Source organism: Streptomyces sp. NPDC044061, from assembly GCF_056434305.1.
Genome location: NZ_JBWKFL010000017.1, coordinates 97,065 through 110,955 on the forward strand (window position 1 = coordinate 97,065; position 13,891 = coordinate 110,955).

12 protein-coding genes and 1 pseudogene are annotated in these 13,891 nt (G+C 72.8%); 7 read left to right on the forward strand and 6 right to left on the reverse strand.

Annotated elements, in window-relative coordinates:
• Positions 1–23: 23 nt before the first annotated feature.
• A complete protein-coding gene (locus AC07CM_RS27235) occupies positions 24–608 on the reverse strand; it encodes an inositol monophosphatase family protein (protein ID WP_478879063.1) in 585 nt (194 codons plus the stop codon).
• On the opposite strand from AC07CM_RS27235, the gene AC07CM_RS27240 reads away from it, so the two are divergent.
• Positions 589–870: an Lrp/AsnC family transcriptional regulator gene (locus AC07CM_RS27240; protein WP_478879064.1), complete on the forward strand. Its 282-nt coding sequence runs from the start codon at positions 589–591 to the stop codon at positions 868–870. The genes AC07CM_RS27235 and AC07CM_RS27240 overlap by 20 nt on opposite strands.
• A gap of 148 nt (positions 871–1,018) precedes the next feature.
• Here AC07CM_RS27240 and AC07CM_RS27245 read toward each other — a convergent pair.
• Both AC07CM_RS27245 and AC07CM_RS27250 read right to left on the reverse strand, forming a co-directional pair.
• Positions 1,019–1,457 (reverse strand): annotated as a pseudogene (locus tag AC07CM_RS27245) (VOC family protein).
• Positions 1,458–1,529: 72 nt separating this feature from the next.
• Positions 1,530–2,513, reverse strand: coding sequence for an ArsR/SmtB family transcription factor (locus AC07CM_RS27250; protein WP_478879065.1), 984 nt, complete (start codon positions 2,511–2,513; stop codon positions 1,530–1,532).
• 57 nt (positions 2,514–2,570) lie between these two features.
• Between AC07CM_RS27250 and AC07CM_RS27255 the strand changes: the two genes are divergently transcribed.
• Positions 2,571–3,875: an MFS transporter gene (locus AC07CM_RS27255; RefSeq protein WP_478879066.1), complete on the forward strand. Its 1,305-nt coding sequence runs from the start codon at positions 2,571–2,573 to the stop codon at positions 3,873–3,875.
• Between the two features lie 47 nt (positions 3,876–3,922).
• Here AC07CM_RS27255 and AC07CM_RS27260 read toward each other — a convergent pair whose 3' ends face one another.
• A complete protein-coding gene (locus AC07CM_RS27260) occupies positions 3,923–5,374 on the reverse strand; it encodes a purine-cytosine permease family protein (RefSeq protein ID WP_478879067.1) in 1,452 nt (483 codons plus the stop codon).
• Positions 5,375–5,722: 348 nt separating this feature from the next.
• Here AC07CM_RS27260 and AC07CM_RS27265 point away from each other — a divergent pair, with 348 nt between their 5' ends.
• Complete coding sequence (locus AC07CM_RS27265; protein WP_478879068.1) at positions 5,723–6,607, forward strand: serine hydrolase; 885 nt, start codon at positions 5,723–5,725, stop codon at positions 6,605–6,607.
• Positions 6,608–6,669: 62 nt separating this feature from the next.
• Here the strand turns inward: AC07CM_RS27265 and AC07CM_RS27270 are convergent, their stop codons facing one another.
• A complete protein-coding gene (locus tag AC07CM_RS27270) occupies positions 6,670–7,371 on the reverse strand; it encodes a DUF4232 domain-containing protein (RefSeq protein ID WP_478879069.1) in 702 nt (233 codons plus the stop codon).
• A 252-nt stretch (positions 7,372–7,623) separates the two neighbouring features.
• Between AC07CM_RS27270 and AC07CM_RS27275 the strand changes: the two genes are divergently transcribed.
• The 4 genes from AC07CM_RS27275 to AC07CM_RS27290 all read left to right on the forward strand — a co-directional run bounded on the left by AC07CM_RS27275 (position 7,624) and on the right by AC07CM_RS27290 (position 13,420).
• Positions 7,624–8,697 (forward strand): NAD(+)/NADH kinase, encoded by a 1,074-nt coding sequence (locus tag AC07CM_RS27275; RefSeq protein ID WP_478879070.1) that lies wholly within the window; start codon positions 7,624–7,626, stop codon positions 8,695–8,697.
• A 97-nt stretch (positions 8,698–8,794) separates the two neighbouring features.
• A complete protein-coding gene (locus tag AC07CM_RS27280) occupies positions 8,795–9,607 on the forward strand; it encodes an intradiol ring-cleavage dioxygenase (RefSeq protein WP_478879071.1) in 813 nt (270 codons plus the stop codon).
• A 109-nt stretch (positions 9,608–9,716) separates the two neighbouring features.
• Positions 9,717–12,227, forward strand: coding sequence for an ATP-binding protein (locus AC07CM_RS27285; RefSeq protein WP_478879072.1), 2,511 nt, complete (start codon positions 9,717–9,719; stop codon positions 12,225–12,227).
• 395 nt (positions 12,228–12,622) lie between these two features.
• Positions 12,623–13,420, forward strand: coding sequence for a CAP domain-containing protein (locus tag AC07CM_RS27290; RefSeq protein WP_478879073.1), 798 nt, complete (start codon positions 12,623–12,625; stop codon positions 13,418–13,420).
• 126 nt (positions 13,421–13,546) lie between these two features.
• Here AC07CM_RS27290 and AC07CM_RS27295 read toward each other — a convergent pair whose 3' ends face one another.
• The gene (locus AC07CM_RS27295) at positions 13,547–13,873 is read right to left on the reverse strand and encodes an SCO4225 family membrane protein (RefSeq protein WP_478879074.1); all 327 of its coding nucleotides are present in this window, start codon (positions 13,871–13,873) and stop codon (positions 13,547–13,549) included.
• Positions 13,874–13,891 lie beyond the last annotated feature (18 nt).

Here is a 13,891-nt window from a genome sequence, read left to right on the forward strand (position 1 = left end):
CCGGCCGTTTTACGCGCCCGGCATCACGGGCGTGCCGCGGTGCTCGGGGCCGCGGCCCGCCCTGCCAGGACCCGCCGCAGCGGGTCGTGGAGCGTGGTGGCCGCGACGAGGAAACTGTCCGAGCGGGAGGTCCATGGCGCGCCCTCGGCGTCCGTGACGACCGCGCCCGCCTCCCGTGCGACGAGGGCGCCGGGCAGCAGGTTGGCGTTGTCCCGGCCGAACTGCCAGAAGGCGTCGAGGCGTCCGGCCGCTGTGTCGGCGATCTGCCAACTGGTGGGGCCCAGATTGCGTACCGCGCCCACGAGCGGCAGCACCGCGGCGAGGGAGCGGCCCGCCTCCTCGGCCGCGCCCGGGTGCCGCGCGACGAACGGGGGCTGGCTGGTGGCCACGAGCGCGGCCGCCGGGTCCGTCTTCGCCGACGGCGCGATCGGCCGGCCGTCGCGGGTGGCGCCGCCACCGCGCGAAGCGAGGTACGTCTCGCCGAGCAGCGGCGCGTGCAGTGCGGCCGCCACCGGCTCGCCGTCGCGCACCAGCGCCAGGCTCACGCAGAAGTGCGGGAGATCCTGCAGGAACTGCACGGCCCCGTCGATGATCGACGCCAACGTCATGGCGCGCGTTCCGCCCGGCAGGCTCGACGCCGCCGGACGTGCGCTCGCCGTGCATCCCGCGGTGCACGGCGCCTTCGCCACCACGGGCAGCCACAATCTGCACGTGGCCGTGTGGGTGCGGGATCTGGCCGCCCTCTACCGGTTCATCACCGAGGACCTGGGCGCCCTGGGAGTCGAGGGCGCCGAGACCGTGATCGTCGGCCAGGCGGTCAAGCGGCCGGGGCGCCCGGGGCCGCGGCCCCTCGGGCAGCCGCGCCGGTGACGGCAGGTGAGGGGCCGCTCCCCGGCCCTTCGTTCACAGCGGCACGGGCCGGACGGCCGGCTCGTCGTTGAAGTCGTTCGACGCGGCCGGCGCCACCGGCCCTCGTGACGGCGAACTCGGCTCGCGGAGGTGCCGCGTTCGCGGCCGCTCAGTCGAGACAGAACTCGTTGCCCTCGATGTCCTGCCATCAGGAGGCACGACTCGTTGACGCCATCGGCACGCAGCAGTCGCACGCGTACCGCGCCGAGTGCGACGAGGCGTGCGCATTCGCCCTCGAGTGCGGCCACGCGCTCTTCGCCCACGAGCCCGGCGCCGACCCGCACGTCGAGATGCACTCGATTCTTGACGACCTTGCCTTCGGGAACACGCTGGAAGAACAGTCGCGGGCCCACACCTGAGGGGTCGGCGCATGATGCGAACCCCGGACCCTGATACTCAGGGGGCTGTGCGCGATCGAAATCGCCCCAAGTGGCAGACCCCTCCGGTGGCGGCGGTGCCACGTATCCCGGCACCTCTGACCAGAAGCGGGCGACGCGCTGGGGTTCTGCGCAGTCGAAGGTGACTTGCAAATGCTTGATCGACGCCATCGGGCCATCATGGAAGCGGGGTCTTTCGTCCGCTTTCGGGCCCGCACCTGTTCCGGTGTTCCTCAACTCCCTTCAACGGCACAGTTCGTCCCCCAGGGCCGTGCGCGCGTAGCGGACGGTACGGCCGCGGCGGGTGCGGCTGAGCAGGCCGGCGTCGTAGAGGACGGCCAGGTGCTGGCTGACCGCGCCGGGGGTGACGTTCAGGCGGTGGGCGAGTTCGGTGGTGGAGGCCGGTTCGGCGAGCAGGCTCAGCAGGCGGGCGCGGGGTCGGCCGAGAAGTCGTACCAGGGCGCGGTCGGTGACAGGGGGCGGTGCCTCGGAGAGTGTGGCGCGGCCGCGCGCCGGATAGATGAGCATCGGTGGTCGTGACGGGTCGAGCACCGTCTGGGCGCCGCGGGCGAAGAGCGTCGGCATCAGCACCAGGCCGCGGCCCGCGATGCGGATGTCGGCCGAGGGCCAGGGGGCCGTGTCTCCCGAGCGGGTCAGCAGCAGCCGGTCGCCGGTCCACACGAGCCGCGGGTCGAGACCGGCGAACAGCTCCGCCGCCCCCTGCTCGGCCAAGACCCGCGCCTGGTGGGCGAGATCGGCCTCCAGGATGCTCTGCACGCGCGGCCACCAGCCGTCGCTGAGGCAGGTTTGCCAGTAGGCGTCGAGGGCGTCGGCGAGCCGGGGGAGAAAGGCCGCCGGGTCGGACAGGCCTCGGGCGACGACCGGCGGGAGAGCGTCGCCGGTGCGGTAGGTGGCGTGGAAGTCGGCGGTGACGACGTCCGGCGGGGTGCGGCGGACCTCGTCGAGTTCCTCGGCGAAGGCGGGGCGCGCTCGGTCGGGGCGCGGAGTGAGGAAGTCGGGCACCCACAGCCAGGGGGCGATCAGGGCGGTGAGCAGTTCGCGGTCGAGGGAGTCCAGGCGCGGGCGGATGCGGCGCAGCCAGGGCCGGTGGTGCGGGTACCGGGCCGGGTCGTGCAGGCAGCGCAGCGAGAACACCGCCTCCTGCAGCGGGGAATAGGCGAAGGAGGTGGTGGCGAGGTCGCCGATGAGGAAACCGAACTCGATCATTGAGCGCCACGCTAAATCATTGTCGGACGCGCGAGGAGACCGGGTTGGCTGTCCGACATGACCACGACATCAGTTTCGCAGGGTCCTGACCAGGACGGCAGTCCCGAGGCGCCCCGCGCCACCCGCGCGGGCGGGCTGCTGCCTGCCGACCCGGCGCTGCGCCTCGCCACCGCCCTGACCGCCGTCAACTCCTTCGGCAACGGCCTGTACTTCCCGCTCGGTGTCCTGTACTTCACGCGCATCGTCGGCCTGGACGTGACGGCGGTCGGGCTCGGGCTGACGGTCGCGGGTCTGGTGGGCGTCGCCGCCGGCGTGCCCGCAGGGCGGGCCGCGGACCGGTGGGGCGCCCGCCGGGTCGGGGCCCTGCTGTGGGGCGGCACGGGGATCGCCACGGCCGCGTACACGCTGGTGCACTCCTACGCCGGGTTCCTCGTCGCGGTGATCTGCGCGACGGGGTTGCAGATGGCGAGCCGCGGTGTGCAGGGCGCGCTGTATGCCGACGTGCTGCCGGCGGGGACGCGGGTGGAGGCCCGGGCCTACTTGCGGATGGTGACGAACGTCGGGATGGGCGTGGGCGGTGCCCTGGGCGCGGTCGCCCTCCAACTGGACACGCGCGGAGCGTACTTGACGGTGATCGTGCTGAACGCGCTGTCCTTCGCCGGTCCGGCGCTGCTGGTCCCGCGGCTGCCGCTGGCGCCGCATGTGCGTGAGCGTGCGGTCCCGGACGCCGGAGCCCCGGCGGCCGGCCGCTGGCGCGCGGTGCGTGACCTGCCCTTCCTGGCCGTGACCGTGCTCAACGCGGTGCTGGTCGTGCAGTACACGCTGTCCGAGGTCGGGCTGCCCCTGTGGATCGTGGAACGGACCGAGGCGCCGCGCTGGACGGCGGCGCTGCTGATGATCGTGAACTGTGCGCTGGTGGCGCTGCTGCAGGTCCGGGTCGCCCGCCGAGCCTCCCAAGTGCCCAGCGCCGTACGGGCGATGGGCTGGGCGGGGCTGCTGCTGGCGGCGTCCTGCGCGGTGTACGCGCTGTCCGCGGGCCTGTCCCCCGTGTGGGCGGTGCTGGCGCTGACCGCCGGTGCGGTGGTGCAGGTCTTCGCGGAGGTGCTGTCGGCCGCGGGTGGCTGGACCCTTGGTTACGAACTCGCGGACGCCCGTGCGCACGGTGTCTACCAGGGCGTGTTCGGAGCCGGGATGTCGGCGGGGATGATGGCGGGGCCGGCGCTCGTCACGGTCACCGCGATCGCCCACGGCGCGCTCGGCTGGGCGGTGCTCGGCGTCGTGTTCGCCGTGGCCGGGCTCGCCGTGGCGCCCGCCGTGCGCTGGGCCCGGCGCGACGGCGCCTGGCGGGGCGAACCGGCCTGACGTCATTCTGTCGCCGGTGCGGGCGGGCGAGAGCCCGTGCCGGTGGGTCAGGGTTCGCGGTGCTCGTGTGCCGCCCGCTCCAGTTCCGCGGCCTCCGCCTCGGCCACGCGCATCTCCGCCTGCACGTCGATGGAGCGGGTCAGCCACCAGTACAGGACCGCCGAGACCGGCAGTCCGACGAACAGGGAGATGTCGGCTCCGCCGAGCGCCTTGGCGGCGGGGCCGACGTACAGGGTCCCGACGGAGAAGAACGGGATCATGAAGGCGAAGCCCACCAGGTACGAGATGATGCCGTGCCAGCCCCAACGGCCGTAGATGCCGTTGGGATTGAAGATCTCGGCGATGGCGTAGTGCCCGCGGCGCACGACGTAGTAGTCCATGAGGTTCACCGCGGTCCACGGGATGAACAGGTAGAGGACCAGCAGCAGGAAGTTCTCGAAGTTGTCCAGGAAGTCCGAGGTCGCTGCCAGCGCCCCGATGAGGGAGAGCCCGGCGGTCAGGCCGAGGGTCACCAGGCGTACGCCGAGCGTCGGCCGCACCCGCTTGAACGAGTCGATGGCGCTGATCAGGGTCAGTGAACCGCCGTACATGTTCAGCGCCGTGACGGACATCAGGCCCAGCGCGGAGAAGAGCAGGACGATCGCGCCGAACCCGTCGAACACCTTGTCGCCCGCGGCGTTGATCGACGGAATCGTGTCGAAGTTCTTGCCGGCCCAGGCTGCGAGCAGCGACCCGAGCACCATCAGCCAGATACCGCCGAGCGCGGAGCCGAAGTAGGTCCAGTAGAAGGTCTTGCGGACGGTCACGTCCGGCGGGAGGTAGCGCGAGTAGTCCGAGACGTAGATGGCCCAGCTGATCTGGTAGCCGGCGACCACGCCGAACTGGGCGAGGAACGGCGTCGCCTTGAAGGCGCCGAGGTCGAAGGAGCCGGGTGGATAGTGCAGGGTGACCAGGACGCCGACGGTGAAGACCCCGAAGATGACGAGGAAGACGTAGGTCAGGACGCGCTCGGCCTTGTGGATGATGTCGTAGCCCACCAGCGCGATGACCAGCGCGATCACCGTGACCACGACCACCCACAGGTTGACCTTGCCGTGCACCGTGGTGTGCATGGCGTCGGCGGCGAGGATGCTGTTGAAGACGTTGAATCCCGCGTACTGCACATAGGCGAAGAGCCACACCAGGAGGGCGCCGACATAGCCGAACTGGGGCCGAGACTGGATCATCTGCGGCAGGCCCAGCTGAGGGCCCTGGGCCGAGTGGAAGGCCATGAAGAAGGTGCCGATGAGGGTGCCGGCGACGATGGCGAGCAGGGACCAGATGAGGTTGCCACCCTCGGTGATGCTGACCAGACCGACCGCCAGGGTGGCGATCTGGGCGTTGGACATGAACCAAAGCGGGCCCAGATGCCAGAGCTTGCCGTGCCGTTCGTCCAGGGGGATGTAGTCGATGGACCGGACCTCCAGGCCGGACACCCTCGGCTCCGCTGATGTGCTCATGACGCCTCCCGGGCCCGGTGTGCCTCTCAGGTCACATTCTTCCCCCGTCGGTGCGATCACGACTGCTGACGGCCACGGGGCGCCCATGGCGTCACGCAGCGCGAGAAGCGGTCACGTGCGGTACGTCCTCCTCTGCCGTCCGCCCCGTTGCCGGGCGATGCGTTCCGGATGCCCCTGACACCTCGACCGCACGCACGAATGTGTTGTTCTGCTCACAATCCATGCCCAAAAGGGGCCCGCCGTGGCAGCGGTCACTTCGCGGAGCGGGCGTTTTGTTTAGGTTCGCAGTTCCGTGTCCCTGACTCCGAACTGCCGAGGCCCCCCACGATGGCGTACCGAATCCGCCCCATGTCGCACCCGCGGAGCCAGGGAAGGCGCGGCCTCCTCGGCAGGCGCGCGGCGGCCTGCGGCCTGCTCGCGGCCATGGCGTCGGCGCTGCCCACGGCCGTCTCGCCGGCGACCGCGTCGGCGGCCCCGGCATCGACGCCGTCCGGCTCCACCGCGGCCGACTTCGCCAAGTCGGTGCAGGCGAAGGGCAAGGCGCGGGTGACGGCCGCGGTGCTCGACCTCGACGGCACCGGAGGCAAGCCCGCGGTGTACGGCGGCGACACGCCCTACGACACGGCGAGCATCATCAAGGTCGACATCCTCGCAGCGACACTGCTCCGGGCGCAGGACTCCGGGCACGCCCTGACCGCGCCGGAGCGCGACCGGGCGGAGGCCATGATCGAGCACAGCGACAACGCGGCGGCCAACAACCTCTGGCGGCACATCGGCCTCGCCCCGGGCCTCCAGGCGGCGAACAAGCGGCTGGGGCTGACCTCCACCCAGGGCGGCCCGGGCGCCAAGTGGGGTCTGACGAGGACCACGGCGAGCGACCAGATACGGCTGCTGCGCGCGGTGTTCGGCACCGGGAAGACCCCGAAGGCGGCCTCCGCGGCGGCGCTCAGCGACTCCTCCCGGGCCTACATCCGCACGCTGATGAGCCGCGTCGCCGCCGACCAGTCCTGGGGCGTCTCGGCGGCCGGGGGTTCCGGGTGGGCCCTGAAGAACGGCTGGCTGCAGCGCGACACGAACGACCTGTGGGACGTCAACAGCGTCGGCCGGATCACGGCGGGCGGCCACCACTACCTCGTCGCGGTGCTCTCGGACGGCAACACGTCGATGAAGGACGGCGTCGCCCTGGTGGAACGCGCGGCCCGGGCCGCCGTGTCCGCCACGACGGCCCACTGACGGCCCGCTCCAGGCCGTCCGCCCCCGTGCCGGACGGGGGCGGGTTGCTTCTGAAGCAGCGGTCAGGAGGGCTTCGCCGCCGAGACCGCGGTCGCGGTGACCTTGTTGTCGCACTCGGCGAACTCACCGTCGGACAGGGCGACCTGGTGAGCCCCCGAACCGGGCAGGCCGACCACCAGCGTCGGGTACACGACGGGCTTCGCGCCGGACGCGCAGTAGCCGTCTCCCTCGCCCTGCACCTGTACGAAGGTCAGCTTCACCCAGGCCTTGCCGCCCGGCGCGACCCGCACGCTCGACGCGGATCCGGTGGGGGTCACCGACAGCGGGACGTTGTGCGCGGGAGAGCCGTTGCCCGCTCCGGCCACGGACGGGTGGCCCGAGAGGGTGCACGCCTTGCCGGAGGTGTTGGTGAACTCGACGACCGCCGCTCCGACTCCGGTGCCGTCGGGACGGTCGGCGGCCTGGTACGCCGTCGCCTCCAGAGCGCCGACCGCGCACGTCGGCGCGGTGCCGGAGGTGTCGGACGCCGGGGAGGCGGGGGCGCCCGTGGGGGTCGACGTCTTGCCGGTGGAGGGCTGCGACGCCTTGGTGGCCGGGGCGGTGGGAGAGGTCGCCGTGGGGGACGCGGTCGCCGTCGCCGGGGTCTTGGACGGCGCCTCCGCCGCCCGGTCGCTGTCGCCCGACTGGCACGCGGTCAGCGACAGCGCGGCCGCGATCGCGGCCATCGCCGACGCGGTGACACGGATGGTGTTTCGGTGCTGCATGGGGTCCCCCGAGGTCGGAAGTGCTGGGTCGACCGGCTCCGCGCCGGTGCTCACGGACTCAGACAGAGCCATCTGACCAGGGGTTCCGCTGTGGATCACCTGTGACGCCCCCGTGACAGGAACCGGGCCGGATCGGCACGCAGGAGCCGGAACGCGGGCCCCGGGCGACAGGCTCCGGCGGCGTGGCGTGCGAGGCGCAGACTGGGTTCGTGGCGAGGATGACCCTCTGGGCGAACCGGCTGGGAGGCGGGTATGACGGTGAACCGTGTCGGCCTGGTCGTTCACGGCGGACGGGCACAGGCCGTGGCCGCCGCGAGCGCCGTACGTGAGTGGTGCGCCGAGCACGCCGTGGGGTGTGCCGACATCGACGTGTGGCAGGAGGGCGAGCGGCACAGCGCCCGGGAGGAGGTCGACGCCGCGGGCGATCCCGACCTCATCGTCACCCTGGGCGGCGACGGCACCTTCCTGCGCGGTGCCCGGCTGGCGGCCGAGAACGACGCCATGGTCCTCGGCGTCGACCTCGGGCGGGTCGGCTTCCTGACCGAGGTCCCCGCCACGGCGGTGCGCGCGGCGCTGGACGCCGTACGGGAGGAACGGATCACCGTGGAGAGCCGCATGCTTCTCACCCTGCGGGCGTCGTGCCGGCTGAAGGTGCCCGAGCACCTGGAGGCGGCGGTGCGCTACGGCCACGGACCGACGCTGCCCGCGCCCAGGGTGCGCACGGAATGCGAGGTCGGTGACGACTGGGGGGTCGCCCTGAACGTCACCGCGCTGAACGACGTCGTCGTGGAGAAGCTGTCCCGGGACCGGCAGGTGTCGGTCGGCGTCTATCTGGCCGGACGGCTCCTGGCGTCGTACTCCGCCGACGCGCTGATGGTGGCCACGCCCACGGGCTCGACCGCGTACAGCTTCGCGGCCGGCGGTCCGGTCGTCTCGCCCCGCGCGGAGGGCCTGGTCTTCACGCCGGTGGCCCCGCACATGGTGTTCAACCGGTCGGTGGTGGCCGCCCCCGACGAGCCCATCGCGATGCGGGTGCTGGAGCGGTCGGGCCAGGCCGCCGTCAGCATCGACGGCCAGGTGCGCGGTGTGCTCAACCCCGGGGACTGGATCGGCGTGTACGCCGCTCCGCGCCGGCTCAAGGCGGTCAGGCTGGGTCCCATGGACTTCTACGGCCGGCTGCGCGAGCGCATGAACCTCACCGACGCGCCGGCCGCGCTGGCCGACGGGGAGGCCGCTCCGCTGTGGCCGGTGACCACACCCCCGCCGGGCGATCTCGCGCACCTCGCCCTGCCCCCCGTTCCCGAGGACGCGCGACGGCTTTCCTGAGGTCCGCCGGAAGGGCCCGCGCGGGTTTCGTAACGCGTCCGATCTCGTCGCTCGTCCGAGCGATCCCGTGGAACGTCGTGCGCGCCATTGTCGCCGCATGACTGACACCCCCCACCACAACGCCACGGACCCGCAGCGCGCCCCCGAGCCGGCCGAGGGTCCGGCCGGCGCCACCCGCAGATCCGTCATCGCCACCCTCGGCGGCGCCACGCTCGGCGTGGCCGCACTGGGTCTCGCCGCCACGCAGGCCGCGGCCGCGGCGCCCCGGACCGCGGACCGGACCGCTCCCCCGCTCACCGCGGCGTGCGTCCTCACGCCCGAGCAGACCGAGGGGCCCTACTACCTGGACCTGGAACGGGTCCGCAAGAACATCACCGAGGGCAAGGCCGGCGTTCCGCTGACCCTTCGCGTCACGGTCACGGACAGCACCACGTGCGCCGCGCTGCCCAACACGGCCGTCGACATCTGGCACTGCGACGCGCTGGGGATCTATTCCGGTTACGTCGCCGGCGGATCCACCCCCGACACGACCTTCCTGCGCGGCGTGCAGCTGACCGACGCCTCCGGAGTCGCGGAGTTCACCACCGTCTACCCGGGGTGGTACGTCGGCCGGGCCCTCCACATCCACGTCAAGACGCACGCCGGCGGGACCGTCTCCAACGGGACCTATCACGGAGGCCACGTCTCCCACACCGGCCAGCTCTACTTCCCGGAGACGTACAACACCAGGGTCGCCGCCCTGTCCCCCTACCGGAACAACACGGCCACGCGCACGCTCAACGCGAGGGACGGCATCTACCGCAACGGTGGTTCCTCGACCCTGCTGACCCTCACCCAGGCGGGCAGCGACCTGAGCAAGGGGGTGACCGGGACCGTCGTGCTCGGGATCGACCCCACCGCCACCCCCTGACGGTCGTCCGGGAGCGGTGGCCGGGTCCTGTGCCGGTGCCGGCCACCGCGCGCACCGCCCACTCGCCGCGCATGGTTTCGGCGCGGGAACGTGCGGCCAGGAATCGGGGATGAGCCGGAGTCGAACGTGCGAGGTATGCGGTACGGCGCTGATCACGAGGCCGCACGGCGGCCGGCCGGCTCGGTACTGTTCCAACGCCTGCCGGCAACGGGCACTCCGGCGGCGGACGGCAGCCCGGGACGCCGTCCGGGCTCAGGGCGCCGCGTCGGGTGCCGCCCCCACCGCGGCACCCGGTACGGCGACCGCGGCACCCCGTGACCGCGCCCTGCCGCCGGCGCTCGACTCCTTCGTCGGCCGGCGGCAGGAACTGTCGGGCCTGCGCGCGCTGCTCAGGAGCACACGGCTGCTCACGCTCACCGGCGCGGGCGGTGTGGGCAAGACGCGGCTGGCGCTGGAGTTCGCCAGGGGGTTACCGAGCCGGTACGCCCGGGTCGACCTGGTGGAGCTCGACTCGCTGCGGGACGGCGCAACTCTGACGCAGTCCGTGGCCGCCGCGCTGGGCGTGGGCGAACGGGCGGGCCGCACCGGGCTCGACGTCCTGGTCCGTGCGATCGGTGATGACTCCCGGCTGCTGCTTCTGGACAACTGCGAGCACCTCGCCGAGCCGTGCGCCCGGCTGGTCGTCACCCTGCTGGGCCGCTGCCCCCGGCTGCGGATCCTGGCCACGAGCCGGGAGGCACTGCGGGTGCCCGGGGAGACCGTGTTCCGGGTCGGCGAGCTGTCCCTGCCGCCGGCCGACGCCGGGGACGACGTGACCGCCCTGCTGCGGGCGGACGCGGTACGGCTGTTCGTGGAACGCGCCGCGTACCGCTCGCCCGGATTCGCGCTGGGCCGGAACAACGGCCGGCTGGTCGCGGAGATCTGCCGACGGCTGGACGGCCTGACCCTCGCCGTCGAACTCGCGGCTCGCCACGTCGGCACCCTCGCGCCGGGCGACATCCTCGCGGGCCTGGACGACCAGTTGTCCCAACTGGACCTGCCGGCCGGTGGCAGCAGGACCGGGCCCCGCCGGCACAGCGGGCTCGCCGCCGCCGTCGACTGGAGCCACCGGCTGCTGGATCCGGCGGAGCAGGCCGTCTTCCGGCGCCTCGCGGTCCTCGTCGGAGGGTTCGACCTGACCGCGGCGCGCTCGGTGTGCGCCGGCGGCGGCATCGGGCCGCGAGAGGTCTTTCCCCTCCTGTGCGCGCTCGAGGCGAAGTCACTGATCGTACGGCTGCCCGGGGACGCGGCGCCCACCCGCTTCCGGCAGCTCGGAGCCATCCGCGCCTACGCCATGGAACGTCTGCGCGCATCCGGCGAGCTGGGCGCCACCCTGCGCAGCGCCCTCGCATGGCTCCACGAGGTGGCCGAGCGAGATCGCGGGGACGTGTTCGCCGACCAGGCGAGCAGCCCGCTGACGGCGGAACGGGACAACCTCGCCTCGGTGCCGGCCCTCGCCACCGGCCAGGACGAGGCGGCGCGAATACGGCTGACCCTGGAGCTGGCCCGGGTGCACTACCAGCAGGAGCAACCGTCGGCCGCGCGCGCACTGCTGACCGGACTGCTGCGGGAGCCCGGCGGCCGGGCACTCGGCGGGGAGGTGGCCGCGCTCGCCGCACGGGTGGCCGCCCAGCAGGCCGACCCGCACCGAGCACTGTCCCTGGGCGAGCGGGCGGTGAACCTGGAGCAGCGGCGTGACGTGCCCGCCGGACTCGCCAACGCACTCGACGCCAGAGCGGCGGCGCGGCTGTGTCGCGGCGAGTTCACCGAGGCCGTCACGGATCTGCGCGCGTGCCTGGACCTCGTCGCCTCGCTCGGCTCACCCCAGGACGTCGCGTGGTGCACCCAGCACCTGGCCTGGGCGCTGCTCCAGGCGGGCGGGGAGCGCGAGGCCGACGAGCTGATGTCGCAGTGCCTTCCCGTGCTCAGGAAGCGGGCGCCCTGGCCCCGGGCCGCGGCCGCGCTGCACACCGCGGGCGCCGTACGGCTGGCTCTGGGGCAGCTGGAGAGCGCCGAGACCCTCTTCGCCGAAGTGCTGCGCATCGCCCCCGGGGCGAGTTTCCACGCGCTGTACCCCGTCGAGGGCCTGGCGCTGGTGGCCGCGGAGAGCGGTGACATGCAGCGCGCCCTGCGGTTGTGCGAGGCGAGCGCGCAGGCGCGACGCCGGCTGGACACCGAGCCCGAGGCGCCCTGGCGGCGCAGGATGGAGCAGGCGGCGGCCCGCGCCCGGACCCTGCTGCCCGCGGCGGCGCGGGAAGCCGCGGTCGTCGGCGCACGCGGACTGCGCGGGGACCGGCTCGTCGCCTACGCCCTGCGGACGGGAAGCGGTGACCAGGTCCGGCGGGGGCCGGACGCCGTCGGGGCCGGCGACGAGCCGTGGCGGCTGACCGCCAGGGAGTTCATGGTGGTCGAACTCGTCGCGGAGGGGTTGACCAACCGGCAGATCGCGGACGAACTCGGGCTTTCGGCGCATACGGTCGCCACGCACCTGGACAAGGTGCGCGACAAGCTGGGTCTTCGCTCACGCACACAGATCGCCCTGTGGTTCGGCCGACGAGAAGCGGAAGCTTCGGTTCCGTGACATCCGTCACGCCTCCTTCGAGAGCTCAGGAAGCCGAATAGTAGATGCCGCTCTGGCGACATATGGGATTTGTCCGTCTTGACGCAGGCACCCGCCGCGGCCGGGATGACGGCGTTCCATGGGTTCGGCAGGTGCACCCGTTCTCCCGTAGCTGGCGGGTTCCTGACGGAACGACAGCCCTGCTCGCCGACCACCCAGACCGGGTCAGCACGCTCCCCGGCCCTTGGCAAGGGCCGCACAGACCTACGAGGCGAGGTAGTACGAAGGGCCTTTGCACTCGCGATGCGACCCTTCTAAGAATGACGACCCACAGGAAGTCTCCGCAGCTCAGGAGCGGAGTCCCCGCAGAGCCCGCCGCGGCAGGCGGCGCTCGGCGACTACCGGTGAGGTCACGCATGGCGAAGCATCGCAAGAAGCAGCACTACCGGCGGATGGTCATAGCAGCCGTCGCCCTGAGCGCCGTGGGCGTACCTACCGCGGCCATGGCCTGTGGCGACTGGCAGGACGGCGGCGAGAGCCAGGCCGCGGGCGCCCCTGCGGTCACGGGCGCCGGTCTGGCCGCGGGCGCCGGGAACCACACGGTCACGGGCCGGCAGCAGCACGCCGTCCCGGATCACCCCCGGAAGCGCCACCACGCCCACCACTGGGCCCGCCACTGGAAGAAGGACCCGGCCGGCAAGCCCACTTCGGCGCCCTCGAAGACGCCGACCGCCCCTCAGAGCACCCCCACGGCCACCCAGCCGAAGCCCAAGGCGACCGCCCCCACCTCCGCGGCTCCCGCCGCGCCGAGCGCCCCCAAGGCCACCGCCACCGCGTCCGGGGTCACGGCCCGCATCGTGCAACTCGTCAACGCCGAGCGCGCCAAGGTCGGTTGCTCGGCCCTGACCCTGAACTCGACCCTGACCAAGGTGGCGCAGGCACACAGCCAGGACATGGCGGCGCACCAGAACATGTCGCACACGGGGTCCGACGGGTCCTCTCCCGGCGACCGGATCACGCGCGCCGGCTACACCTGGAGCACCTACGGGGAGAACGTCGCCTACGGCTACTCGACTCCCGAGCAGGTCATGGCCGGCTGGATGTCCAGCCCCGGCCACCGGGCCAACATCCTCAACTGCGCGTTCAAGGAGATAGGCGTCGGTCTGGCGCAGCCCAACAGCTACTGGACCCAGGACTTCGGAACCGCACGCTAGGTCCTGTCGTCGCACTCCCGTGGTCCGTCCGCAGGGCGGACCACGCGGCGTCGGGCGCGTACTCTCGGCCTGCCAGGCCCCGGCCCCCGTACTCGACGTACGGGGGCCGGGGCCTGGTTGCTTCCGTCAGGCGCCGCTCGCGCCGGTGCGGTGGTGGAGGCGGTCCGAGATCCTGCGGTACGCGGCGCCGAGCACCGCCGCCTGGAACAGGGCGCCGACGACGACCCCGACCCACGGGAGCGGGCCCGGCAGCGCCAGGAACAGCCACGAGGTGGGGGCCGTGACCACGAACGCCCGCACACCGGCGAAACTCGCGTCCTGGTGCTCGACGAACAGCCCGTCCACCACGACCCGGCCCAGGACGACCGTTACGACGGCCAGATAGCCCAGTGCCGCCGGACTGAGCAGGTGGCGGCGTACCGCCGCGGCCGGGGCGCGCTGCGAACCGTCCATGTCGGACCTCCTGAGATC

Coding starts and splice junctions, on each gene's coding strand:
- AC07CM_RS27240 (WP_478879064.1), top strand. CDS start 589: ATGATCGACGCCAACGTCATGGCGCGCGTTCCGCCCGGCAGGCTCGAC.
- AC07CM_RS27235 (WP_478879063.1), bottom strand. CDS start 608: ATGACGTTGGCGTCGATCATCGACGGGGCCGTGCAGTTCCTGCAGGAT.
- AC07CM_RS27250 (WP_478879065.1), bottom strand. CDS start 2,513: ATGATCGAGTTCGGTTTCCTCATCGGCGACCTCGCCACCACCTCCTTC.
- AC07CM_RS27255 (WP_478879066.1), top strand. CDS start 2,571: ATGACCACGACATCAGTTTCGCAGGGTCCTGACCAGGACGGCAGTCCC.
- AC07CM_RS27260 (WP_478879067.1), bottom strand. CDS start 5,374: ATGAGCACATCAGCGGAGCCGAGGGTGTCCGGCCTGGAGGTCCGGTCC.
- AC07CM_RS27265 (WP_478879068.1), top strand. CDS start 5,723: ATGTCGCACCCGCGGAGCCAGGGAAGGCGCGGCCTCCTCGGCAGGCGC.
- AC07CM_RS27270 (WP_478879069.1), bottom strand. CDS start 7,371: ATGCAGCACCGAAACACCATCCGTGTCACCGCGTCGGCGATGGCCGCG.
- AC07CM_RS27275 (WP_478879070.1), top strand. CDS start 7,624: ATGACGGTGAACCGTGTCGGCCTGGTCGTTCACGGCGGACGGGCACAG.
- AC07CM_RS27280 (WP_478879071.1), top strand. CDS start 8,795: ATGACTGACACCCCCCACCACAACGCCACGGACCCGCAGCGCGCCCCC.
- AC07CM_RS27285 (WP_478879072.1), top strand. CDS start 9,717: ATGAGCCGGAGTCGAACGTGCGAGGTATGCGGTACGGCGCTGATCACG.
- AC07CM_RS27290 (WP_478879073.1), top strand. CDS start 12,623: ATGGCGAAGCATCGCAAGAAGCAGCACTACCGGCGGATGGTCATAGCA.
- AC07CM_RS27295 (WP_478879074.1), bottom strand. CDS start 13,873: ATGGACGGTTCGCAGCGCGCCCCGGCCGCGGCGGTACGCCGCCACCTG.